The sequence below is a fragment of the Sphingorhabdus contaminans genome, assembly GCF_007280415.1.
Lineage (GTDB): Bacteria > Pseudomonadota > Alphaproteobacteria > Sphingomonadales > Sphingomonadaceae > Sphingorhabdus_B > Sphingorhabdus_B contaminans.
The window spans coordinates 579,334-602,271 of record NZ_VKKU01000002.1 but is presented as its reverse complement, the minus strand read 5'-3'; the positions used below and the strand labels follow the sequence as shown (position 1 = coordinate 602,271).

Annotated in this window: 20 protein-coding genes; 10 read left to right on the top strand and 10 right to left on the bottom strand. The window is 60.1% G+C overall.

Translation table 11 applies throughout. The annotated features are described in order from the left end of the window. Positions 1–3: 3 nt before the first annotated feature. Positions 4–1,173, bottom strand: coding sequence for a M23 family metallopeptidase (locus tag FOM92_RS11170; RefSeq protein WP_246087266.1), 1,170 nt, complete (start codon positions 1,171–1,173; stop codon positions 4–6). Positions 1,174–1,460: 287 nt separating this feature from the next. Between FOM92_RS11170 and FOM92_RS11165 the strand changes: the two genes are divergently transcribed. The 9 genes from FOM92_RS11165 (at position 1,461) to FOM92_RS11125 (ending at position 8,549) form a co-directional block, all read left to right on the top strand. Further along, complete coding sequence (locus FOM92_RS11165) at positions 1,461–2,744, top strand: glutamate-5-semialdehyde dehydrogenase (RefSeq protein ID WP_143776948.1); 1,284 nt, start codon at positions 1,461–1,463, stop codon at positions 2,742–2,744. Next, positions 2,708–3,370 carry a nicotinate-nucleotide adenylyltransferase gene (locus FOM92_RS11160; protein ID WP_211347396.1) on the top strand — a complete coding sequence of 221 codons (663 nt, stop codon included), beginning with the start codon at positions 2,708–2,710 and terminating at the stop codon, positions 3,368–3,370. Before FOM92_RS11165 ends, FOM92_RS11160 begins: the two co-directional genes overlap by 37 nt. Positions 3,371–3,382: 12 nt before the next feature. Further along, positions 3,383–3,775, top strand: coding sequence for a ribosome silencing factor (gene rsfS, locus FOM92_RS11155; RefSeq protein WP_211347428.1), 393 nt, complete (start codon positions 3,383–3,385; stop codon positions 3,773–3,775). Between the two features lie 24 nt (positions 3,776–3,799). Then, on the top strand, positions 3,800–4,222 hold the full coding sequence (locus FOM92_RS11150; RefSeq protein ID WP_143776945.1) for a 23S rRNA (pseudouridine(1915)-N(3))-methyltransferase RlmH: 423 nt from the start codon (positions 3,800–3,802) through the stop codon (positions 4,220–4,222). A 4-nt stretch (positions 4,223–4,226) separates the two neighbouring features. Beyond that, positions 4,227–5,393, top strand: a complete 1,167-nt coding sequence (locus tag FOM92_RS11145; protein WP_143776944.1) for a murein hydrolase activator EnvC family protein — start codon at positions 4,227–4,229, stop codon at positions 5,391–5,393. 113 nt (positions 5,394–5,506) lie between these two features. Continuing rightward, positions 5,507–6,883, top strand: coding sequence for a S41 family peptidase (locus FOM92_RS11140; RefSeq protein ID WP_143776943.1), 1,377 nt, complete (start codon positions 5,507–5,509; stop codon positions 6,881–6,883). Between the two features lie 3 nt (positions 6,884–6,886). Next, positions 6,887–7,366 carry a disulfide bond formation protein B gene (locus tag FOM92_RS11135; RefSeq protein WP_143776942.1) on the top strand — a complete coding sequence of 160 codons (480 nt, stop codon included), beginning with the start codon at positions 6,887–6,889 and terminating at the stop codon, positions 7,364–7,366. Then, positions 7,345–7,893, top strand: coding sequence for a demethoxyubiquinone hydroxylase family protein (locus FOM92_RS11130; RefSeq protein ID WP_143776941.1), 549 nt, complete (start codon positions 7,345–7,347; stop codon positions 7,891–7,893). Before FOM92_RS11135 ends, FOM92_RS11130 begins: the two co-directional genes overlap by 22 nt. Before the next feature lie 62 nt (positions 7,894–7,955). After that, positions 7,956–8,549 (top strand): hypothetical protein, encoded by a 594-nt coding sequence (locus tag FOM92_RS11125; RefSeq protein WP_143776940.1) that lies wholly within the window; start codon positions 7,956–7,958, stop codon positions 8,547–8,549. A gap of 7 nt (positions 8,550–8,556) precedes the next feature. On the opposite strand, the gene FOM92_RS11120 is transcribed toward FOM92_RS11125, so the two are convergent. From FOM92_RS11120 to FOM92_RS11080, 9 genes are all read right to left on the bottom strand, one after another. Next, positions 8,557–10,308 carry a DUF885 domain-containing protein gene (locus FOM92_RS11120; RefSeq protein ID WP_143777815.1) on the bottom strand — a complete coding sequence of 584 codons (1,752 nt, stop codon included), beginning with the start codon at positions 10,306–10,308 and terminating at the stop codon, positions 8,557–8,559. A 27-nt stretch (positions 10,309–10,335) separates the two neighbouring features. After that, positions 10,336–11,373: an aspartyl/asparaginyl beta-hydroxylase domain-containing protein gene (locus FOM92_RS11115; RefSeq protein ID WP_170226868.1), complete on the bottom strand. Its 1,038-nt coding sequence runs from the start codon at positions 11,371–11,373 to the stop codon at positions 10,336–10,338. Between the two features lie 189 nt (positions 11,374–11,562). Next, positions 11,563–12,060 carry a hypothetical protein gene (locus tag FOM92_RS11110; protein WP_143776938.1) on the bottom strand — a complete coding sequence of 166 codons (498 nt, stop codon included), beginning with the start codon at positions 12,058–12,060 and terminating at the stop codon, positions 11,563–11,565. Between the two features lie 145 nt (positions 12,061–12,205). Beyond that, positions 12,206–16,732, bottom strand: a complete 4,527-nt coding sequence (gene gltB, locus FOM92_RS11105; RefSeq protein ID WP_143776937.1) for a glutamate synthase large subunit — start codon at positions 16,730–16,732, stop codon at positions 12,206–12,208. A 12-nt stretch (positions 16,733–16,744) separates the two neighbouring features. After that, positions 16,745–17,857, bottom strand: coding sequence for a DUF2059 domain-containing protein (locus FOM92_RS11100; RefSeq protein WP_143776936.1), 1,113 nt, complete (start codon positions 17,855–17,857; stop codon positions 16,745–16,747). Positions 17,858–17,875: 18 nt separating this feature from the next. Then, positions 17,876–19,318 carry an NAD(P)-dependent oxidoreductase gene (locus FOM92_RS11095; RefSeq protein ID WP_143776935.1) on the bottom strand — a complete coding sequence of 481 codons (1,443 nt, stop codon included), beginning with the start codon at positions 19,316–19,318 and terminating at the stop codon, positions 17,876–17,878. 160 nt (positions 19,319–19,478) lie between these two features. Further along, entirely contained in the window at positions 19,479–20,279 is an 801-nt protein-coding gene (locus tag FOM92_RS11090) for an undecaprenyl-diphosphate phosphatase (RefSeq protein WP_143776934.1), read from the bottom strand. Then, a complete protein-coding gene (locus FOM92_RS11085; protein ID WP_143776933.1) occupies positions 20,276–21,223 on the bottom strand; it encodes a complex I NDUFA9 subunit family protein in 948 nt (315 codons plus the stop codon). Before FOM92_RS11085 ends, FOM92_RS11090 begins: the two co-directional genes overlap by 4 nt. 10 nt (positions 21,224–21,233) lie before the next feature. Continuing rightward, positions 21,234–21,419, bottom strand: a complete 186-nt coding sequence (locus tag FOM92_RS11080) for a hypothetical protein (protein WP_143776932.1) — start codon at positions 21,417–21,419, stop codon at positions 21,234–21,236. A 489-nt stretch (positions 21,420–21,908) separates the two neighbouring features. Between FOM92_RS11080 and FOM92_RS11075 the strand changes: the two genes are divergently transcribed. Then, complete coding sequence (locus FOM92_RS11075; RefSeq protein ID WP_143776931.1) at positions 21,909–22,685, top strand: EAL domain-containing protein; 777 nt, start codon at positions 21,909–21,911, stop codon at positions 22,683–22,685. Positions 22,686–22,938 lie beyond the last annotated feature (253 nt).

Below are 22,938 nucleotides of genomic sequence, written 5' to 3'. Positions count from 1 at the left end.
CCATTATTCCTTTGCGCTGGTGTCTGCACGGATTCCGGCGACGCTTTGGACTTCGAGAACATCAGGGTTAGCCTCCAAAAACTTCCGTGGATTAATTGCCTGTCCATTCAGGCGGACCTCGAAATGCAGATGGCTGCCCGTCGAACGACCTGTGCTGCCCATCCGCGCGATTTGCGCGCCACGCGCGACCTTCTGGCCGTGCCTGACGTTGAAACCAGACAAGTGGGCATAACGGGTTACCAAACCATTAGCGTGCGTGATTTCAATTGTATTTCCATAGCCGCCTTGCGACCCGGCGAAGGTTATGCGGCCATCCGCGGCGGCCAATATGGGGGTCCCGATGGGTCCTTTGAAATCAAGACCATTATGCATTGCGCCAGCGCCGGTGAACGGATCGCTGCGATAACCAAAGCCGCTCGACATCATCATGACGGCGGCGGGCATGGAGGTGGGAATAGCGGCCAGCGCCCGTTCCATCGCATCCATCCGGCCCAGCGACATGGCAAGTCTGGTAAAGCGGGGATCGCGCACATCCTTTTTGGAACTGCCAAAGAAGGATTCGAACGGACCACCCTGTGCGCTGGTGGCCTGCCGTGCCAATATGTCGGGGTTCAGGCCGAACTGGCGGATGGCGGCCTCTGCCTTTTGCGTGCGGGCCTGTGCCACCTTTGTCATCAGTTCGGCAAAACGGATCTGCCGGGCTTCAATGCGCGCCAGACCGGCGGCTTCAGGGACGAGGGCGCTGATGGTCTTGACGGTCTTGTCGGCCTCGGTCGTCGTTTCGGACTCACTTGCGGCCGCTGCGGGAATTTCATCGAGATACTGGTCGCTCAGGCTTTCCAGCATTTTCTGCCGGCGTTCGAGGTCTTTGGTTACCTCGTCGATGGAACCGCGATAGTTGGCGACGCGTTCCTCGGCGGATTCGACCTTGGCCTCTTTCTCATTCAGCGCCATCCGTTCGATGGACACGCTGACCTGGTTCACGGCCATGCCCAGCGTGACAATCAGCCACGCGGCGACGATGAAAGCGGTTACCCCTGCAACGCGACGTTGCAGTTGTGCGGAAATCTTCAAGAACCGGACTTGGCCATTGGCCCGCATGAAAAATTCGCGGTCAATAAACCATCCAGCGATCTGGCTTTTCCAGCCAGTCAATCTGGTCTGTAGCGACACGACCCACCCCATTTTTTATTTGTGCAGCGCCGGTAGCAGGTCTGAAGGGTGCGGGCGAATCGGTTGGGGCGGAGTCGTGACGAATCGGGCGAGTCACACGGTGAGTTGTGGAAAACGTTACCAATTTGACCAATTGTGACCGGTTGAAACTGTTTGCAAAAATTCGAAAATTAAAATAAAACAATGATATCAGATACTTACAAGAAGACCGATTCGCAACCTTTTGATAATGGCGTTTTTGGCAAGGCTGCTTTCTATTTTTCCGCGGATTCTCTACGGGATTCCCCATGACTGCCGCGCACAACCTTCCGGACCAGCTGCCAATCCCCGATCAACTGATCGCCGAGATGACGGCAAAGGCACGCGCTGCGGCCAGGGTGCTTGCGCTGGCGTCCGATGCGACCAAGGCTGCCGCGCTGAAGGCCGCGGCGGCTGCGCTTCGGCAAGAGTGCCAAGCCATCATTGCGGCGAACGCGCTGGATATGGACGCCGGGGCAAAGGCGGGCCTTTCGCCTGCGATGCTTGACCGGCTGAAACTGGACGAAGGCCGTCTTTCCGCCGTCGCCGATGCCATCGATCAGGTGGCGGTGCTGGACGATCCGGTGGGCGACGTGATCGACACCCGCACGCAGCCCAATGGCCTTGTCATGCGCCGCGTGCGTATCCCCATCGGTGTGTTGGGGATTATCTATGAAAGCCGCCCCAATGTAACCGCCGATGCCGCGGCCCTTGGCTTGCGGGCCGGTAATGCCGTCATCCTGCGCGGCGGAAGCGAGGCGGTGCACAGCAACCGGGCCATCCATAAGGCCATGCTATCCGGCATCGTCGCGGCAGGCCTTCCTGCCGATACGGTCCAACTGGTGCCGACGCAGGATCGCGCCGCGGTCGGCGCAATGCTGCGCGCACAGGGTGCCATCGACATGATCATCCCGCGTGGTGGCAAATCGCTGGTCGCGCGGGTGCAGGACGAGGCACGGGTTCCGGTGCTCGCGCATTTGGACGGTATCAACCATATCTATGTGCACAAGGATGCAGATCCCGCGATGGCCAATGCCATCATCGTCAATGCCAAGATGCGGCGCACCGGCATTTGCGGCGCAGCCGAGACGTTGCTGATCGATCAGGATTATCCGGCACCTGCCGATCTGATCGCGGCGTTATTGGACACAGGCTGCGAAGTCCGGGCAGATGATGCGCTGATGGAACTCGACCCCCGGACCGTGTCCGCGCAGGATGAGGATTGGGACACCGAATATCTTGATTCGGTCATTTCCGCACGCATGGTCGGCGGCCTTGACGAGGCGCTGGACCATATCGCCCGCCACGGTTCGCACCATACCGATGCGATCATCACCCGCGATGATGCAATCGCGGCGCGCTTCCTGGCCGAGGTGGACAGCGCCATCGTCGTGCACAATGCCTCAACCCAGTTTGCCGATGGCGGCGAATTCGGTCTGGGCGCGGAAATCGGCATTGCGACCGGCCGTCTGCACGCCCGCGGACCCGTCGCTCTGGAAGGTTTGACCACCTATAAATGGCTCGTGCACGGCCAGGGGCATATCCGGCCTTGAAAACCATCGGCCTGATGGGTGGTTCGTTCAATCCCGCGCATGGCGGGCATCGGGATATCAGCCTGTTTGCCATCGATGCGCTCGATCTGGACGAATATTGGTGGCTGGTCTCGCCCGGCAATCCTTTAAAGCCCAAGGCAGGGATGGCCCCGCTTGCGGCGCGGCTTGGCTCTGCGCAGGTGCAGGCGCGGCGCAGCCCGATAAAGGTCACGGCAATCGAGCGCGAACTGGGTACGGTCTATACGGTCGATACGCTGCGCAAGATCGTCGCCCGATACCCCAAAGTGCGGTTTATCTGGATCATGGGGGCGGACAATCTGTTGCAATTTCATCACTGGCGGCAGTGGAGAGACATTGCGCGATTGATGCCGATTGCAGTTATCGCAAGACCCGGCTATGATGCAAAGGCTGTTGCGGGTCCCGCAATGGCCTGGTTCAGGCGGTTTGTCCGGCGTCCGGACCAGCGTCATCACTGGACAAGATGGAGTACGCCAGCGCTTGTCTTTTTGCGCTTTCGTCCAGATCCTCGTTCGGCAACCGCAATTCGCCGCGCCGACCCTCATTGGTATCAGCGATTTTCAGGAACTGGCGCACGCGATGGCGTCACCCATAAAATTGTTCTGTAAGGAGCACACTTGATAGATTCCGCTTCCGTCCCCACCGCCGCCAAGGCCAAGGGACCCGTACTGAGCCCTGAAAAGCTCCATGAACTCATCCTGAAGTCGCTCGACGATGATCAGGCGCAGGACGTTGTTACGATCCCCCTCGAAGGAAAAAGCAACATCGCCGACCATATGGTCGTCGCCTCCGGCCGTTCGTCCCGGCAGGTCGCATCGATGGCGCAGAAGCTGTCCGAGCGGATCAAGCAGGCCGGCCGTCATGCCCGGATCGAAGGCCTGCCTTCGGCGGACTGGGTGCTGATCGATGCCGAGGATGTGATTGTGCATCTGTTCCGGCCCGAAGTGCGCAGCTTCTACAATCTGGAACGTATGTGGGCTTTCGGCGACGCGCCTGAAACCGCGTCGGCCTGATTTCCATTCCCGCCGGTCATGGCCATGCGTTTGCACATCATTGCGCGCGGGAAGATCGGCCGATCGCCGGAAGCCGAGCTGGTTGAGCGATATCTCAAGCGAATCAGCTGGCCTGTAAAACATAGCGAGCTGCCCGATCGTGGCGGCGAAGTTCCCGCAGGCGATGCACCTGCCAAAACAATCCTTCTCGATGAAAAAGGCGAACAGATGGGTTCGATGGAATTCGCGCGCCTTCTGGGAAAATGGCAGGACGAAGGGGTCCGCGAAACGCGCTTCCTGATTGGCGCAGCGGACGGATTCAGCGACGCCGAACGCGGGACCGCAGACAGGCTGATTGCCTTTGGCAAGGCGACATGGCCGCATTTGATGGCGCGCGCGATGCTTGCCGAACAATTGTTCCGGGCAACCGCCATACTTGCCAACCATCCCTATCATCGCGAGGGGTAGGCGCATGCGTTTTGCCCTGACCCTGTCGCTGCTGGCACTCGCCCCTGTCGGTTTTGCCGCCGCGCTGATGGCGCAGAATGGGTCGGCACAGGACGGGCAGGAACAGGCGCTGCGCGATGCCAAGCTCAAGGCTGTGCGGGCGGAGCGCCGTAGCGAGATGCTGCGGCAAGAGGCCAGCAATGCCGCCAGCGCCGCCGACCGGATCGTCGCCCAGCGCGCCGTGCTGTCTGCCGAGATTGCCGCCGCCGAGGCGCAGATCGAGGCCGCCAATGCGCGGATTGCGATCATCAGTCGTCGGCAACGGGCGCAGCAGAAATTATTGGGCCAGCAAAGCGAACCGATCCTGCGCCTCAACGCCGCGTTGCAGCAGATGACCGGACGCCCGACGGCCCTGATGATGGCGCAGCCCGGGCACCGCGAAGATTATATCCATGTGCGTGCGGTCATGGCGACCGTGCAGCCCCAGATTGTCGCGCGCACCAATGCCTTGCGCCAGCAAATCGCCAGCCAGAATGAATTGCGCGCGCAGGAATTGCTCGCCTTGCAAACCCTGGGCGATGCGCGCAGCCGCCTGACGAATCGCCGGGCGGCGCTGGCCCGGCTGGAGGGGAGTACGCGGGGCAAGGCGGATGATTTTGCCGCCAATGCCGCCATCGAATTTGAACGGGCGATTGCGCAGGGCGAACGGGCGCGCGACATTGTCGGGCGTATCGACACCGAACGGTTGGGCAGCGTGACCGCCGCCGAACTGGCCGCACTGTCGGGGCCGGCGCTGCGCCTTGCCGATGACCGGCAGGTGGAGGCGAAGGCAGGGGCCTATATCCTGCCAGTGCAGGGCAAGCTTGTTTCCGGTTTCAATGAACTCAACGCGACCGGATACCGGGAACGCGGCGTCCGCCTTTCGGCCGCCCCCGGGGCGCGGGTTGTGGCCCCGGCGGCGGGCAAGGTATCCTTTGCCGGACGCTACCGCAGCTATGGGCAGATCGTCATCCTGGAACATGGCAAGGGCTGGAACAGCCTCATCACCCATTTGGGGAACGTCCGTGTGGCGCGGGGCGATTTGGTCCGGCAGGGCAGCCCGCTGGGTGAGGCCGGCCGTGAAACCAGCGAGATTGGCGTGGAACTGCGCAAGAACGGCCGCGTTATGGATATTGCCGCGCTGCTGCGCTGACACGCGTTCCTATACGTTCATGGCTTAAGTTTTGACGTTCGTGGTAAACGCGCTTTCACCATTGGTTCAGGCGCACTATAGAAGGTGTCCTGATTAAAGGACTGGATTATCCTATGAAAAAGCGTCTGCTTCCTTCCACCCTGGCTCTGGCTCTCGCCATTAGCGTACCGGCGACCGTATTGCTGGCGCAAAGTGCGCAGCAGAAAACCGCTGCACAGATGCAGGCCGACCAGATCCGCGAGCTGGAACAGTTTCTTGCCGTCTACAAGAAAGTCAAATCCAGCTATGTCGACAAGGTTGATGACAAGCAGCTTATGGAAGGTGCCATCCAGGGCATGCTGGCCAGCCTTGATCCGCACAGCGGCTTTTTGAACAAGTCGGACTTCAGCAGCCTGCAGACTCAGATTGATGGCGAATATGGCGGCCTCGGCCTGTCGGTGACGCTTGAGGATGAAGCGGTCAAGGTCATCGCCCCGACCAAGGACACCCCTGCCGATAAGGCAGGGATCAAGGCGGGCGACTATATCACCCATCTTGACGGGAAACTGATTTTCGGCGGCACGCTGGACGAAGCGGTCGAGGCGATGCGCGGCGAGCCGGGGACTTCGATCAAGCTGACCATTGTGCGGCCCGGTCGCGATGCGCCCTTTGATGTCACTATCACCCGCGCCATCATCGACCTCAAGCCCGTCCGTTGGGAGGTCAAGGACCGTATCGGGCTGATCACCATTACCGGCTTTTCCGAAGAGACCGGCGCAGATGTGGTTGCCGCGGTATCGAGCATCAAGAAATCGCTCGGTGGCAAGCCGCTGGGTTATATCATCGACCTGCGGTCCAACCCCGGTGGCATATTGGACGAGGCGGTCGCGGTGTCGGACGCCTTCCTGTCCAGCGGAGAGATCGTATCGGAACGCGGCCGTGACAAGCGGGACATCGAACGCTGGTGGGCCGAACGGGCTGTTCCCGGCGATGTGACCGGCGGCGCGCCGATCATCGTGCTGGTGGACGCAGGATCTGCTTCGGCATCGGAAATTGTCGCCGGCGCCCTGCAGGACCATCACCGCGGTCTCGTCATGGGCGAGCGCAGCTTTGGCAAGGGGTCGGTGCAGAATGTTCTGCCGTTGACGCGGGATACCGGCCTGCGCCTGACCGTCGCGCGCTACCATCTGCCCTCGGGCCGCTCGGTGCAGGAAGGCGGCATCAAGCCGGACATCCAGGTGCCACAGCTTTCCGATCCGGACTATAAAAAGCGCGTTGCCATCCGCGAATCCGACCTTCGCCGCCACCTGATCAACGAGATGCAGGATAATGCGAAGGAACTGGAAGAAGATATCGCCGACGATCCCCGCTTTGCCCTGACGGCCGAGCAGTTGAAGGCCAAGGGCATTACCGACTTCCAGCTTCATTACGCCATGGAAACGCTCAACCGTTTGGGCACCAGAACCATGAAGCTGGCCGAAAAGCCGGTAAAGGGTAAGGCACAGAATTAAGCGATGAACCAAAAAATCGGTTTTGCGCATTGGCTGGCCTTTCTGCTGCCTGCCGGATTGCTGGCGGGGGCCTATGGCTCGCAATATATTGGCGGGCTGCCGCCGTGCGAGATGTGCTGGTGGCAACGCTATCCCCATTTCGAGGCGGTTGCCCTTGCGACCATCGCCTTTTTCGTGGGCAATCCCGCTTACCGCAAGGCACTGGTCGCACTGGCGGCGCTGGGCATTTTAACGAGCGGCCTGATCGGCGGCTTTCATGCCGGTGTCGAATATGGATGGTGGGAAGGCCTGACATCCTGCACCGCGACGATTTCGGGGACCGGCGACGAACTGCTCAAGTCCATCATGAACGCCCCGCTCGTCCGCTGCGATACCGCGCCCTGGACTTTATTCGGCATTTCGCTGGCGGGGTATAATTTCCTCTTGTCGACAGGCGGCGCAATCGCCATCTTGTGGACAATATGGCGCAGCAAAACATCCTGAAAACCGCAGCCCAGCGTTCCGACGCGATCAAGAGCATGATTCGTGTCAACCAGGCCGGGGAATATGGCGCCAAGCGTATCTATGCAGGGCAACTCGCCGTCATGGGCGACCGGTCGCCGGCCGCGCGCAGCATTGCCCATATGGCCGAACAGGAAGAGCGGCACCTGTCCGCCTTTGACAAGATGATGGCGGAACGCGGCGTGCGCCCGACCTTGTTGCATCCTGTCTGGGATGTGGCCGGATTCGCCCTTGGCGCGGTGACCGCCGCAATCGGACCCGAGGCGGCCATGGCCTGTACCGTTGCGGTCGAGACCGAAATTGACCGGCACTATGCCGAACAGCTCGAAGAATTGGGCGATAGCGACCCCGAACTGTCCGCTAGGGTTGCCGAATTTCAGGCCGAAGAACTGGAGCACAAGGCTACCGCCCTTGCCGAAGGTGCGGAGCGCGCGCCTGCCTATCCCCTGATGAGCGCGATTATCCGCCTTGGATGCCGGACCGCGATTGCCGTTTCCAAAAGGATATGAACTTCATCGTCGGTTCAGTGTTGAGGTCCCAAGGCGAAGCAAGATTTAACGGAGAATGCATCGTGACACGATTTGCCAAACTGGTCCTGACGACAACAGCGTTGCTGGCGGCGTCCGCATCCTATGCGCAAGACAGCGGAGCCAGCCAGCCCGGTGACGAAAAGATCAACCAGCTGATCGTTTATGGCGATGATAAATGCCCCGAAAGCACCGGCGACGAAATCGTGGTCTGCGCCCGCATGGATGAGGCCGACCGGTATCGCATCCCGTCCAACTTGCGCGGTGACCCCAATGACCCCCGCAACCAGGCGATGTCGGAACGTATCAAGGCCTATGAATATGTGGGTGCCAGCGGCACGATGAGCTGCTCGCCATCGGGAGCAGGCGGTTTCACAGGCTGCGGCCTGAAAGAAATTGACCGGGCCTATGCCGAAAAGGCGCAGGATCCCGGCATCACCTTTGGCCGCCTGATCGCCGCCGAACGCGCCAAGCGCATGGCGGGCATCGATGCCGAAGCCGCCGCCGTGGAAGAGCGGGTGAAGGAATTTGAAAAGGGCCGCGCCGAACGCGAAGCGCGCCTGCAGGCCGAGCTGGACGCAAAGGAAGCCGCCGAGCGTCAGGCAGCGGACGCAGAGCCGCTGCCCGAGCCCAAATAAGAGACCCTTAGCCTTTCGCCTTTTCGCTGGCGACCCAGTCCCTGATCTGGCTTTCAAGCACGTCAAGCGGCACCGCCCCCTGGCGCAGCACGGCATCGTGGAAGGCGGACAGGTCGAATTTGGGTCCCAGCTCCTTCGTCGCCATGGCCCTCAGTTCCCGGATTTTCAGTTCGCCCAGCTTATAGGCCAGCGCCTGACCCGGCCAGCTGATATAGCGGTTGACCTCAGCCTCTATATTGGCCGCCGAAAGCGCGCTATTATCGGTCATGAAATTGATCGCCTGCTGCTTGGTCCACCCCTTGGCATGGATGCCGGTATCGACAACAAGGCGGCAGGCGCGCCACATTTCGTAGGACAGGCGGCCCATATCCTTGGCCGGCGTATCATAAAGCCCGATTTCCAGCCCGAGCCGCTCCGAATAAAGGCCCCAGCCTTCGACAAAGGCGGTGAAGAAGGCGCCGTTTTTGCGGAACTCGGATAACGGCAATTCTTGTTGCAACGCGATCTGGTGATGGTGGCCGGGAACTGCCTCATGCATGCTGAGCGCGGGTATTTCCCAAAACGGCCGCTGGTTCAGCTTGGATGTGTTGACATAATAGGTGCCCGAAATGCCGACTTCGGGTGACCCCGGATTATAATAGGCGGTTGTTGTCCCTTCTGCCGTTTCCTTCGGAATTTCCCGCAGGCCATAGGGCAGGCGCGGCAGATTGCCGAACAGGCTGGGCATTTTTCCGTCGATGAACTTGGCGACCCGCGCCGTCTTTTCCATCAGCTCTTCCGGTGTCTTGGCATAATATTGCGGGTCGGTGCGCAGATGCTCGATAAAGGCTTCGCGGCTGTCAAAGCCTGCCTTTTTCGCGACGTCGACCATCTCGGCCCGAATACGGGCGACTTCCGAAAGGCCGATATTGTGGATCTGGTCGGCAGTCAGATTGGTGGTCGTTTCCTCCCGGATCCGGAAGTTGTAATAGGCCGCGCCGCCCGGCTGGGCCGACACACCGGGGGCCTTGGCGCAGGCGGGCTTGTAGCTTTTGACATACCAATCGAGCTGTTTGCGCAAAGCAGGGTAGACGACCGTTTCGATGGTTTTTGCTGCCTCTGCCGCCAGCGCATCAAACTCGGCCGCGGACAGGCTTTCGGGTTTGGGGCGGGCATAGGGGGCATAGTGGCGTGCCATTTTCGGGTCGGCGGCGATCAGGCCGGTGACCGTCGCCTCAAAACCCTGCAGCGTTTCGCAGGGCTGCGTATATTTGCCGCGAATGGCGACATTGGCGACCTCGATATTCTCGTCATTCACCTTCGCATATTGCGCCAGCCGCGCATTATAGCTTTCGTAATCGGCCTTGGTGCGGAAAGGCAGGTTGTTCGCCATGCCAGCGAAATTCTGGTGCCAGCTGGAATAAGTGGTGAAGTTGATGGCGCGCTGGCCAAAGCGGTTGCCCTCGATCGTGCTGTTCAGGCTGCGTGCCAAAATGCCCGCCTCGACCTTGCTGGCGGCGTCAAGCTGGTCTTGGGGAATCCCGTTCAGCTTGGCAAGAAAGGCCGCCGCACTCGCCGCCCTGCGGTCCGACGCGGCTAGAGTGTAATCGCCGACCTCACGGGCATAGGTGTCGACACCCAGCGAACTAGCGAAGATCGGCGCCTCCTTCAGCGTGTCGGCCCAATAGGCGTCGACCAGTGCCTTCAGATCGGCATTGGCATCCGCATAGACGGGCGCTGCCGACGACAGCAGCGCGGCCAGCGTGAAAGCCTTCAACATTTTTGGCACAGATCCCTCCTTCATAAATTACCGGTAATTGTCGACTGCGGCGAACATCGCCCTAATTTGCGCGCGTTCTTCGGCGGTGATTTCGGGCCGCCAGATATCGAAGATCAGGACGAGCCGGTCATAGGCGCTGTTGTTCCACGCCTCATGCTCCACACTGTCGTCAAATGCGATGATCTTGCCCTCTTGCCACGCAATCGTCTCGCTACCCACGCGAAAGCCGCAATCGGGCGGAACGATCAGGGGCAGGTGACAGATCAGGCGGCTGTTCAGCATGCCCATATGGGGTGGAATTCTGGCCCCCGGACGCAGCAGGGATAGCATGATGGACGGTGCGCGCGGGCCGATATGGCAGAGCGGCGCATGGTCAAGTATGGCCTGATAAAGGATGGGACAGCGCTTTATATGTTCCTCGACCGGCGCGCCATTCTGCCACAGATAAAGTGTGCTCCAGTCCGGGTTTTCCAGCAGCCCGTGATGGTCCGTCTGGGGCCGCTCTCCGGTGGTTTTCATATAGGGTTCAAAACCCTGATGGTCGGCCAGCAGGGCCATCGCCTCGGCCCTCATCGCCTCGAATCCGGCTTCGATTTTCGGCACCCAGTCATATTTTCGCGTGTCGGCGAACTGCAGATATTCCACATCGGGATAATAATGCGCCATCGGCTTTTGCGGATATTGGCGGTATTCGGGCGGGCGTTGCGTGATACCGAGCATCATGTCCAGTGACGCGCGAAAACGGGGATGCTGCTTTTCGCGCGGGTAGCCCGCGGCCTCAAGGGCATCGACAAGTGCCTGCCGGAACATTTCCCCCAGCCACTGGGTGCCCTGTTCGGCACGCTGCAGGTCGCGTACGACACCGCTATCGGTTGATGGACGCGCCGCTCCTATGCGCAATGCCGCGGCATAATAGGCATTGGCCGCCCGCCGGTCACCCGCCTCGCGTCTGTGGTCCGCCTTTGCCACCAGCGCGGAAATATCAAACCGGTCCCGCGTCAGTCGCGCTTCCGCGTCGCTTTCGGACATCAGATCGGGCGGGGTTACAGGTTCGGAAACGGCCATTGCGCCGACCATAAGCTGCCCGGCGACCTTTTGGCAACGGGATGGTGCAGAGCCTCTTCAGAAGATGGCCCTGCACCGACCCACGTCCCCGTCTTCATCCGAAGATGAGCGACCCGCAGGGACGTGACGAACCCCTTGGCAGGGTTATACCGGTCAAATGCCCCCAACCGGTTTCGTCTTTTATCCTGTTCAGTTCCGCGCGTTGCGCGCTTGTGTTTTGGCGGCCTTGAAACTTTCTTCCATCGCGCGGCCCATGCGTTCAAATTCCGGCATCATCGCGGCCATCGCCTGCGCCAGACTGCCCGCCATGGACAGCATCTGACGGCTGCCTTCACCCAGCTTTTCGGGCAAGGCCTCGGCATCGCGATCCGCGATATCGGCAAGCGTCGCGTCGCGGGGGATATCCCGTTTCACCGTGCCCGGACGTGCCTTTTCGATCGATTCCACCAGCGGCCCCACCGGCATGTCCATGACCGTCCGGGTCATGATTTCGACAGCCGATGCAATCCTGTCCTGCATCTGCGGATCGGCCATGCGTTCCGCAATTTCGTTGACGCCATTGGCATCTTCAGGGGCAATATCCGGCGCACTGACGCCCGTGCCCGGACGAAATTCAATGTCCTGTGCCATTGCCGGCGCGGACACGCCCAGCAAAGCAATCCCGATGACACCCAATTTGGAACGCATAACCATCATCCTCACTCACCGCCGCAAAGGGCGTGGCGGCGAAGCTGCCGTTGGCGGTCCTTTAAAGGGTCCAGTCTGATTCTAGGCTGAACAAGACGCTCATCCGGCAGCAATCTTGGTAAAGGATTGTAAATTCTGCGGTGCGTTACTCCGCCGCTTCCAGCGTAGCCTTGTCGGATAGCGGATAGGCAAGACGGCTCAGCATTTCCTTCGGGCAGATCTGCCAGAATTCCCCGCGGCGGCGATCCCAGTCATCGATGATCGACCGCGACCATGCGCTGTCCGTGCTGTGTGCATGAGCCATGATCAGCGATTTGAGCTGCTCTTCCCAATATGCGCTGTCGAGGCGCTGCCACACGATGCTTTCCGGATTGGCGTTGTATGCAAAGCTGTCGTCCGGGTCGAGCACAAAGGCCATGCCGCCGGTCATCCCGGCCCCGAAATTGCTGCCGACCTTGCCCAATATGACCGCCATGCCGCCGGTCATATATTCCAGACCATTGGAACCGCAGCCTTCGACCACGACCTGCGCGCCGGAATTGCGAACGGCAAAACGTTCGCCCGCCTGACCTGCGGCAAATAATTTGCCCGAGGTCGCCCCATAAAGAACGGTGTTGCCGATGATGCTGTTATGCTGGCTGTCCAGCGGACTGCTCACGGTCGGACGGACGATGATCGTCCCGCCCGAAAGGCCCTTGCCGACATAGTCATTGGCATCGCCGAAAACTTCCAGCGTGATGCCCTGGCAAAGGAATGCGCCGAGCGACTGGCCGGCCGACCCGCGCAGGCGGACATGGACATGGTCTTCGGCCAGATCCTTCATGCCATAAAGGCGCGTAATCTCGGACGAGAAACGGGTGCCGACGGCGCGATGCGTGTTGCGGACATTATAGGTCAGTTGCATCTTCTCGCGCCGTTCAAATACGGGCTTCGCATCCCGGATCATCTGGGCATCAAGGCTGTCCGGTACTTCATTGCGGAAGGTCGGGATGGAGAAACGACGCGCGCTGTCCGGCGCATCGACCTTCGCCAGGATCGGGTTGAGGTCGAGATCGTCGAGATGTTCTGCACCGCGGCTGACCTGCCGCAGCAATTCGGTGCGGCCGATCACTTCGTCAAGGCTGCGGAAGCCGAGCTTGGCAAGAATCTCGCGGACTTCTTCGGCGATGAAGGTCATGAGGTTGATGACCTTTTCGGGTGTGCCTGTGAATTTCTTGCGCAGTTCCTCATCCTGTACGCACACCCCTACGGGGCAGGTGTTCGAATGGCACTGGCGCACCATGATGCAGCCCATGGCGACAAGGCTGAGCGTTCCGATGCCGAATTCCTCAGCGCCCAAAATGGCGGCGATCACAATGTCGCGGCCGGTCTTGAGGCCGCCATCGGTGCGCAGCTTGATCCGGTGCCGCAGCCCGTTGAGGGTCAGCACCTGATTGGCTTCGGACAGGCCCATTTCCCATGGCGTGCCGGCATATTTGATGCTGGTCTGGGGCGATGCGCCGGTGCCGCCGACATTGCCGGAAACCAGAATGACATCGGCATGCGCTTTGGCAACGCCCGCAGCAATCGTGCCGATCCCGGCGGCGCTCACCAGCTTGACGCAGACGCGTGCGCGCGGGTTGATCTGCTTCAGGTCGTAGATCAGCTGGGCCAGATCCTCGATCGAATAGATATCGTGATGCGGCGGGGGCGAGATCAGCATGACGCCAGGGGTCGAGTGCCGCAGCCGTGCGATCATCTCGGTCACCTTGAAACCGGGCAACTGCCCGCCTTCGCCAGGCTTTGCACCCTGGGCGACCTTGATTTCGATTTCCTCGCACGCGCCCAGATATTCCGCCGTCACGCCAAAGCGGCCCGAGGCGATCTGTTTGATGACGCTGTTGGCATTGTCGCCATTTTCGTAAGGCTTGAAGCGTTTGCTGTCTTCGCCGCCTTCACCCGACACGGCCTTCGCCCCGATCCGGTTCATGGCAATGGCCAGCGTTTCATGCGCCTCGGGCGACAGTGCGCCCAGCGACATGCCCGGGGTTACGAAACGCTTGCGGATTTCGGTGATCGCCTCAACCTCGTCAATCGGCACGGGCTCCTTGGCGAAGTTGAACTCCAGCAGGTCGCGCAGATAGATGGGCGGCAATTCCTTCACGCCCTGCGCAAATTGCGTGTAGGTCGAATAGCTGTCGTTGGCGACGGCGCTTTGCAGCAGATGCATCAGGCCCGCCGAATAGGCATGGGCTTCGCCGCCATTGCGCTGCTTGTAGAAACCGCCAACCGGAAGCCGCGCAACCGCGCTGTCAAAGGCCTCGGAATGCCGGTCGCGCGCGTTGACGTAGAGCGAGTGGTAACCTTCGCCCGAAATCTTGTTCGGCATGCCGGGGAAGAAATCGTTGACCAGCGCGCGGCTGAGGCCGACGGCCTCGAAATTATAGCCGCCGCGGTAGCTGGAGATGACGGCGATGCCCATTTTGGACATGATCTTCAGCAAGCCCTCATTGACCGCCGTGCGGTAATTGCCGACGGCTGTTTCAAAGCTCATGTCCCCCAAAAGACCGCGGGCGTGGCGGTCGGCAATGGCGGCTTCTGCGAGATAGGCGTTGACCGTTGTCGCGCCGACGCCAACGAGCACGGCGAAATAATGCGTGTCGAGACATTCGGCGGACCGGACGTTGATCGACGAATAGCTGCGCAAGCCGTTGCGGACGAGATGCGTGTGGACCGCCGCTGCCGCCAGGATCATCGCGATGGCGACACGGTCCGGGCCGATATTTTCGTCGGTCAGGAACAGTTCCGACTTGCCCATGCGGACCGCTTCGACGGCCTCTTCACGGATGCGGGAAATGGCCGCGCGCAAGCCTTCCTGTCCGGCCGCGATGTCATAGGTGCAGTCGATCTCGGCGGCGACGGGGCCAAAGGCGGCCTTCAACCGGTGCCATTCGCTCGCGGTCAGAACGGGGCTTTCCAGCACCAGAACGTCGGCATTCTGGCTCTTTTCATCCAGGATGTTGGCAAGGTTTGAAAAGCGTGTTTTCAGGCTCATCACATGCCGTTCGCGCAGGGAATCGATCGGCGGGTTTGTGACCTGGCTGAAATTCTGTCGGAAGAACTGGCTGATCAGGCGCGGCTTGTCGCTGATCACGGCGAGGGGGGTGTCGTCGCCCATCGACCCGATCGCTTCCTTGCCATCCTCGACCATTGGCGCGAGGATCATTTCCACATCCTCAAGCGTCATTCCGGCGGCGATCTGGCGCTTGGTCAGTTCGGCGCGGCTCCATGCGGGCAGCGCGTCGCCGGATGCTTCGGGCAAATCGGATATGCGGCGGAACCCTTTGACGAGCGCGCCATAATCCTGCTCCGCCGAAATACGGTCTTTCAATTCGCCGTCGCGGTAGAGCTTGCCCTCATCCAGATTGACGGCAATCATCTGCCCGGGGCCTAAGCGGCCCTTTTCCAATATGGTCGATTCCGGCAACACAACCATCCCGGTTTCCGAACCGATGACGAGCAGATTGTCCGACGTCCGGCTGTAGCGCAGGGGACGCAAGGCATTGCGGTCGACGCCTGCAACGGCCCAATGCCCGTCGGTCATGGCAAGCGCGGCGGGGCCATCCCACGGCTCCATGACCGAGGCCATATATTCATACATGGCGCGGTGGGTCGCGGGGATATTGGGGTTGGACTGCCATGCTTCGGGGATCAGCATCAGCTTGGCCGTCGGCGCTTCCTTGCCCGAACGGACAAGCGTTTCGAACACGGCATCGAGGGCGGCGGTGTCCGACGACCCTGCGGGGATGACCGGCTTGATATCATCCGACTGCGCGCCAAAGGCGATGGAGGCCATTTTGATCTCGTGGCTCTTCATCCAGTTCTGGTTGCCGCGAATGGTGTTGATCTCGCCATTATGCGCAAGGCCACGGAAAGGCTGCGCGAGCCACCATTGGGGAAAGGTGTTGGTCGAATAGCGCTGGTGGAAAATGGCGACCCGGCTTTCAAAGCGGTCGTCCTGAAGATCGGGGTAAAAGACCGACAGGCTTTCGGCCAGGAACAGGCCCTTGTAGACAATCGAGCGGCACGACAGCGAGCAGATGTAGAAATCACGGATCTGCGCGGCGATGATCTTCTTCTCGATCCGGCGGCGGATGAGGTAGAGGTTTTTCTCGAACTCGGTCGCGTCCACTTCGTCCGGCATCGGGCCGGCGATCATGATCTGCTCGATCTCCGGACGCGTCGCCTGCGCCTTGGTGCCGATAACCGACACATCGACCGGCACCTGCCGCCATCCATAGATGGTGTAACCGGCATCGATAATCTCGGCCTCGACAATAGTCCGGCAATTTTCCTGCGCACCCAGATCGGTGCGCGGCAGGAACACCATGCCGACGGCCAGACGGTTGGGCATGGGCCGGTGGCCGCTGTCCGAAATCGCATCGTCGAAAAAGCGCACGGGCAGGTCGATATGCAGACCTGCACCGTCGCCGGTCTTTCCATCGGCATCCACCGCACCGCGATGCCACACCGCCTTCAGCGCCTCGATCCCCGCCGCAACGACGCGCCGCGACGGCTTGCCATCGGTCGCCGCGATCAGGCCGACACCGCAGGCATCGCCTTCGGATTCGGGATGATACATGCCCTCGCGTGCGAGGCGTTCATGTTCTGCGGTGGGGAAATGATGTGTCATGCGTGATGTCCGTTATTTAGGCGCGGCGGGTGGCGGGACGGCGTTGTCGGGGATGTCTTCGGCGGCCATGGGTTCGGGTGCCGGCTCCGGCTTCCACCCCTGGGCAAGGAAGCGCTGGCGTGCCTCGTCAATGGCAGCAACCTGCGCGTCCTCATAGGCGGCATAGGCGGCTTCCGATTTTTCATTGGCCTTCACATAAGCATCGGACAATTTGGTTGCTTTGCTGCGTGCGGCGGACTGCCAGTTTTCTTCGGCATACCAGGGTTCCTCGCCTGTTTCGGGCGTACTGGTGCTGGCCGTTGCCGAGCCGTCGCGATGGTCAGCCAGGGACTTGATTTCGACGCCCAGCAGCCCTGCCAGCTGCTTCAATTCGGTTTCGGACAGGTCTTTCAACGTGCGCTGTTTGGGCAGAGCATCAAACTTCGCTTTCAAATTGGCCTGGTCGCTAAAGATGCTGCCCATGATGGCGGGAAAGGCCTTGAACGTTGCCTGCATCACTTCCGGGTCGGCCTGAAGGGCGAAGCTTTCCTGCGCAAAGGCCGCACCGGTCGGGGTCGTGAAAAAGCCGTTGATCGTGGTCAGTTGCGCCGCTGTAAACTTGCGCGCATAGGCCCGTGAAAGACCGGTGCGCATCGCAGGCTCGATGATGGCCATCGCCTCGGCCATCAGGGGTTTCATGACATCGACCATCTGCTTGCCACGTTCCTTATGGTACGGGTCGATAATCGCGGTGACGGCGGCTTTCTTGTCTTCGGACAGCGTCGCGACCGTGTCTTCAGGCGCGCCGGTTGCCTGTGCAATCTGTGCATCGGTCAATCCGGGCATCATTTCGAATAGCGGGGTCAGCATCTTGCCCAGCATGCTGTCCATGATCTTGCTATAGGCCCCGTCCGGTAACAGCTTTGCCGCCGTCACCTGCGCCAGTGCAAGGCGTGCCGGCTCCGGCTCGGGCTGGTCGCTGGTGTCGAACATCTTTGAAAAGATGGACATGACATCGCCCAGCGCCTTTTCCCCTGCCGCATCGACCGGGTCCTTCGTGACGTCGCTCATGCCGGGTTGTTCGGGTACCGCCAGCGCCGGAACGGCGGTGGTCATCAGTAACGCGGCGATAATCGGTTTCAGCATCTTGTGTCTCCCCAATGGTCAGGCCGCGACTTTTGCCGCTTTTGCCTTAGCCTGCAACCAGTTGTGGATATGCTGCGTGACGTCGCGTCCGTCGCGGATGGCCCACACGACAAGGCTTGCGCCGCGCACAATGTCGCCAATGGCGAAAACACCGTCCAGATTGGTCATCTGCGTCATGTGGTCGACGCGAATGGTGCCCCAGCGGGTAACGTTCAAATCGGGTGCACCGAACAGAACGGGCAGGTCTTCGGCTTCAAAGCCGAGCGCGGTGATGACCAGATCGGCATTGACGGTGAAGTCGCCGGCGGGATCATGTTCGGGCGCGCGGCGACCCGATGCATCGGGTGCGCCAAGACGCATCTTGGAAACATGGACCCGCTCGACCTTGTCGGTGCCGTCAAAGCCCTTGGGTCCTGACAACCATACAAATTCGACGCCCTCCTCTTCGGCGTTCGCCACCTCGCGCTGCGAACCCGGCATATTTTCACGATCCCGGCGGTAGAGGCATTTGACCGACTTCGCACCCTGCCGGATGGCGGTGCGGACGCAATCCATCGCGGTGTCGCCGCCGCCGATGACAACAACATCCTTGTCCTTGGCATTGAGCGCGCCGCTTTCGAAAGCCTCGACCGTATCGCCAAAGCCCTTGCGGTTGGATGCGGTCAGATAATCGAGGGCAGGCACAATGCCGGCAAGGCCGATGCCCGGCGTCTTGATATCGCGTGCCTTATAGACGCCCGTCGCAATCAGCACCGCGTCATGTTTCGCGCGCAGATCGTCGAGGGGAGCGTCGCGGCCAACCTCGAAATTGCAGTGGAAGATGATGCCGCTGTCTTCCAGCCGCTTGATGCGGCGCATCACGACATCCTTTTCCAGCTTGAATCCGGGAATGCCGTAGGTCAGCAATCCGCCCATGCGGTCATAACGGTCATAAACATGGACATCATATCCTGCGACCCGCAGATATTCTGCGGTCGTCAGTCCGCCGGGCCCGCCACCGATGATACCGACCGATTGTCCCCGCGCGGGGCCGACTTCGATGGGTTCCACCCAACCCTGTTCCCAGGCGGTGTCGGTGATATATTTTTCGACCGAGCCGATGGTGACGGCATCGTGCCCCGAAAATTCGATGACGCAATTGCCTTCGCACAACCGGTCCTGCGGACAGATGCGGCCGCAGATTTCGGGCATGGTGCTGGTCAGGTTCGAAAGTTCATAGGCCTCGCGCAAACGGCCTTCGGCGGTCAGTCGCAGCCAGTCAGGAATATGGTTGTGCAACGGGCAGTGGACCGAACAATAGGGCACGCCGCATTGCGAGCAGCGCGATGCCTGATCGGCGGCAGCCTCGGGTGCGTAGCGCTTGGCAATTTCGTCAAAATCCTCGGCACGCAGCTCGGGCGCACGCTTTTCGGGGTAGGCCTGCGCCTTGGATACGAATTTCAGCATAGGGTCTTTGGCCACGACGCGCTCCTTTATATCGCGTCGCGCATAGACCGCTCCACCGCCGCTGTCACGTCGAAACCGTCAAATTAGGTCAGTTTTGTTGACTTAAATTGGCATTTCTTTTTGCTAGTTTCACGCCGCCGTAATTTTATTACAATAAAATAATTCCGTTTCGGACCTATCTTTGCGCCAGCCAGATCAAAGCGGCGGTTCCGGCAATGATTCGGTACCAGGCAAAAGGCCCAAATCCGTAACGGGTCACGACGGCGAGAAATGCCTTGATGACGATCCACGCCACCACGAACGACACAAGGAAACCGATGCCGATCAGGCCCATATCATCCATGCTGACCTGATCCCGATGTTTGAACAATTGCAGGATTGTCGCGCCGGTCAGTGTCGGCATGGCCAGAAAAAAGCTGAATTCCGCGGCGGTCTTGCGATCAATGCCCAGCGACATCGCGCCCAGGATTGTCGCGCCCGAACGGCTGACGCCGGGGATCATGGCCAGACATTGCACCAGACCAATCATCGCGGATTGCTTGACCGACAATGCCGCCACGCCGCCGCTTTCCACAGGCTTGGCATATTTTTCGACGACCAATATGGCAAAGCCGCCAATGATCAGGGCCCATGCCACAATCACCGCATTTTCCAGCATCACCTCGATGATATCGCCAAAGGCAAGGCCCAAAAGGACGGCCGGGAAAAAGGCGAGCAGCAGATTGCGGACAAAGGCAACCGCGCCCGATTCCAGCGTGAACAGCCCTTTGAAGACTTCGACAAATGTCCGCCAATACAGGACCACCACGGCCAGGATTGCCCCGGGCTGGATCGCGATGTTGAATATCGCCCAGCGCCCCGCATCATAACCCAGCAGCTCGGTCGCCAATATGAGATGGCCGGTGGAAGATACGGGGAGAAATTCGGTCAGACCCTCGACAATGCCGAGGATGATTGCAACCAGCCAATCTGTCATGCCCGGGCATCCGCCGAGGATGCACGTTCAGATGTTGTGCCGAACCGCCCATGCTTGCGGTAGAGGCTGAGCCAGTCATGCGCGACCACATCCAGCGGCGTTGGAACAATGCCATAGGCGGCAAGCCCGTCTGTGCCGGTGACGACATTATCGTTTCCGAGCATGCGGAACTGGTCCATCGTAATGGGTGCACCGGGCAGCCAGCCGGTCGTCTGTGCCAGCAATTGCGCGGCGGCGTCGGGGACTTCGATGAAAAGCGGATCCCGGCCAATGGCCTTGGCGATCCAGCGGTTGAGGTCCAGCATCGACAGGATTTCCGGACCGCCCAGCTCAAGGGTTTCGCCGCCCGGGCCGGTCAGCGCGGCAGCGACGGCCTTGGCAACATCGCCCACGAAAACTGGCTGGAACCGCGTGGATCCGCCAATGACGGGGACGACAGGCAGCATGCGGATCAGCCCTGCGAAACGGTTTATGAACTGGTCTTCGCGTCCGAACACGATTGAGGGGCGCAGGATGGTGGCATTCGGGAAATGCGCGCGCACCGCGGCTTCACCGGCGGCCTTGCTCTTTCCATATTCCGCAGCGCTTTCGGGATCGGCGCCAATGGCCGAAATATGCACCAATGCGCTTACGCCCTGTTCGGCCGCCGCTTGCGCGATGTTGCCCGCACCCAGATTCTGGATGGCATCCATATCGGCAAAGCTGCCGACCAGATTGATCACTGCGTCGGCATCGGCAACGGCACGTTTGACGCTGCCCGGCTTGCGGACATCGGCGGCCACCAGCTGGACCTGACCCAGATTGCCGAGCGGTTTGATGTAGATGGCGGTCGACGGGTTGCGGCAGGCCACCCGGATGCGCACGCCTTTGGCCAGCAATTCCTGCGCGACATAGCGGCCCAGAAAGCCGCTGCCGCCGAAAATGGTAACTAATTTGCCTTGCATAAATACTCCGTCACGCATCGCGATATGTTGCCTGCGCTTTGCACGACCGCCGGACGGCTTTCAAGGCCGATAAACGCTTCAGGACGGGTAGTTGTGGCGGGTGGGGTGTCGAATCAACATTGTCGACGCGCGTAGCGTGCATCGGGCGGGCAATCGCAAAGGGTGGCGCACGCACTGCCCGTGGCCGGTGATTCACTTAGTTGCCTAGTTTCAACAAGATATCGTCTCTGGGATCGCGCTGGAAAAGCATATTGACATACATAGTATTGCTATCTATAACTAGTGAAGACGCTGCCGGAACGAATATATGGGTCTGGCGGCAACAATATATGCAGGCTGTCATTTTGTATTTAATAACATGAATACAGATAGATAGCAGGATTGAATATGGGCTCTGCCACGATCGCTCGTTTGATCTGGCAAAAGTTCATCCGGATATGTCGGCAGGTCCCTCATCGGGTCTCCAGCTGTCGGCATCGACGATGGGGCGCAAGCTCAAGCTCGGGTCGCAACTGAGTGAGCGCCATTAAATCCATCGTCACCACACGAGGGGGGAGGCTTTAGCTTGTTAGTCTTCCCCCTCACATGAGGGCGGTGGCCCCCTCCGATCGGGGCTGCGGCCAGAGGCAGGGACGTTGAGTTAATCGATTTTCGTTGTGTTGGACCGGTAAAGGAATTGGCCAGAATGGCATATCAGACCAAAACAGATGGCGAGAAACATTTCCCGATTACCAGCGCGGATGGCATTAACGCTGTCAGCTATGTCTATCAGCCGGTAATCTGCGCTGCCACGCAGGAAACCCTCTATTTCGAGCAACTGGCCCGCTTCGCCGGTGCCGATGATGACCAGCGGCGGACGCAGACCATTATCGAATGGCTTGAAGTGACGGGCGACATCATCGCGCTCGACATACATAGTTTCGACGTTGCGATTGTGGCGCTGCTGGAAAATCGGGACATCAATATCGGTGTGAACATTTCCGGCGCGACGCTCAGCAAGAAAGATGCCTGTGCGGAAATCGTCGCGCGCCTGAAAGAAGCGGCGGAAATATGCCCCCGTCTCTATGTCGAGGTGACGGAAACGCACGCCATTTCCAATATGCTATATGCCGCCGAATTTGCGAGCGCCCTTGAAGGCCTGGGGATGCAGATGGTGGTTGATGACTTTGGCGAAGGGAACTCGACCGCGCTCTATCTCTCCGTGCTTTATCCCGCGCTGGTCAAGCTGCGGATTAAAAGCGGACAGGCGGTCACCGCCGAGCTTCTGGAAAAGGCGGCTTTGGCGCGGACCTATGGCGCCGCGCTCGTGGTGGAAGGTCTGGAAAGCCAGGCGGATATTCTCCGTTTTCCCAAGACCATGGTCGATTTTTATCAGGGCCATCATGTCGGGCGGCCCGCCGGGCTGCACCAGTGGCGGCTTCGCAAATCACGCCCCGCGCTTCGTCTGGTCAGCAACGCATGATGCAGCAGGTTTATTTATGGCGGATGCTCTGCGGTGAAACACCCGGGGCGGATGCAGGAGAATAAAGCTTAATTGCATATCGGTCGCACTACCATGTCAGCAAGTTTGGAAGTGCGCCGGATGCAAATTTCCGAGTTCTGGCGTCGGCCTTTCGAAAGGGCCTCCCTCTTTCGCTGACCGACGCCGGAAACCCGTCATCCAAATTTTGCGGATGGCTGGATTTTGTCGGGTGGTACGCATCCTTCCCGACCAT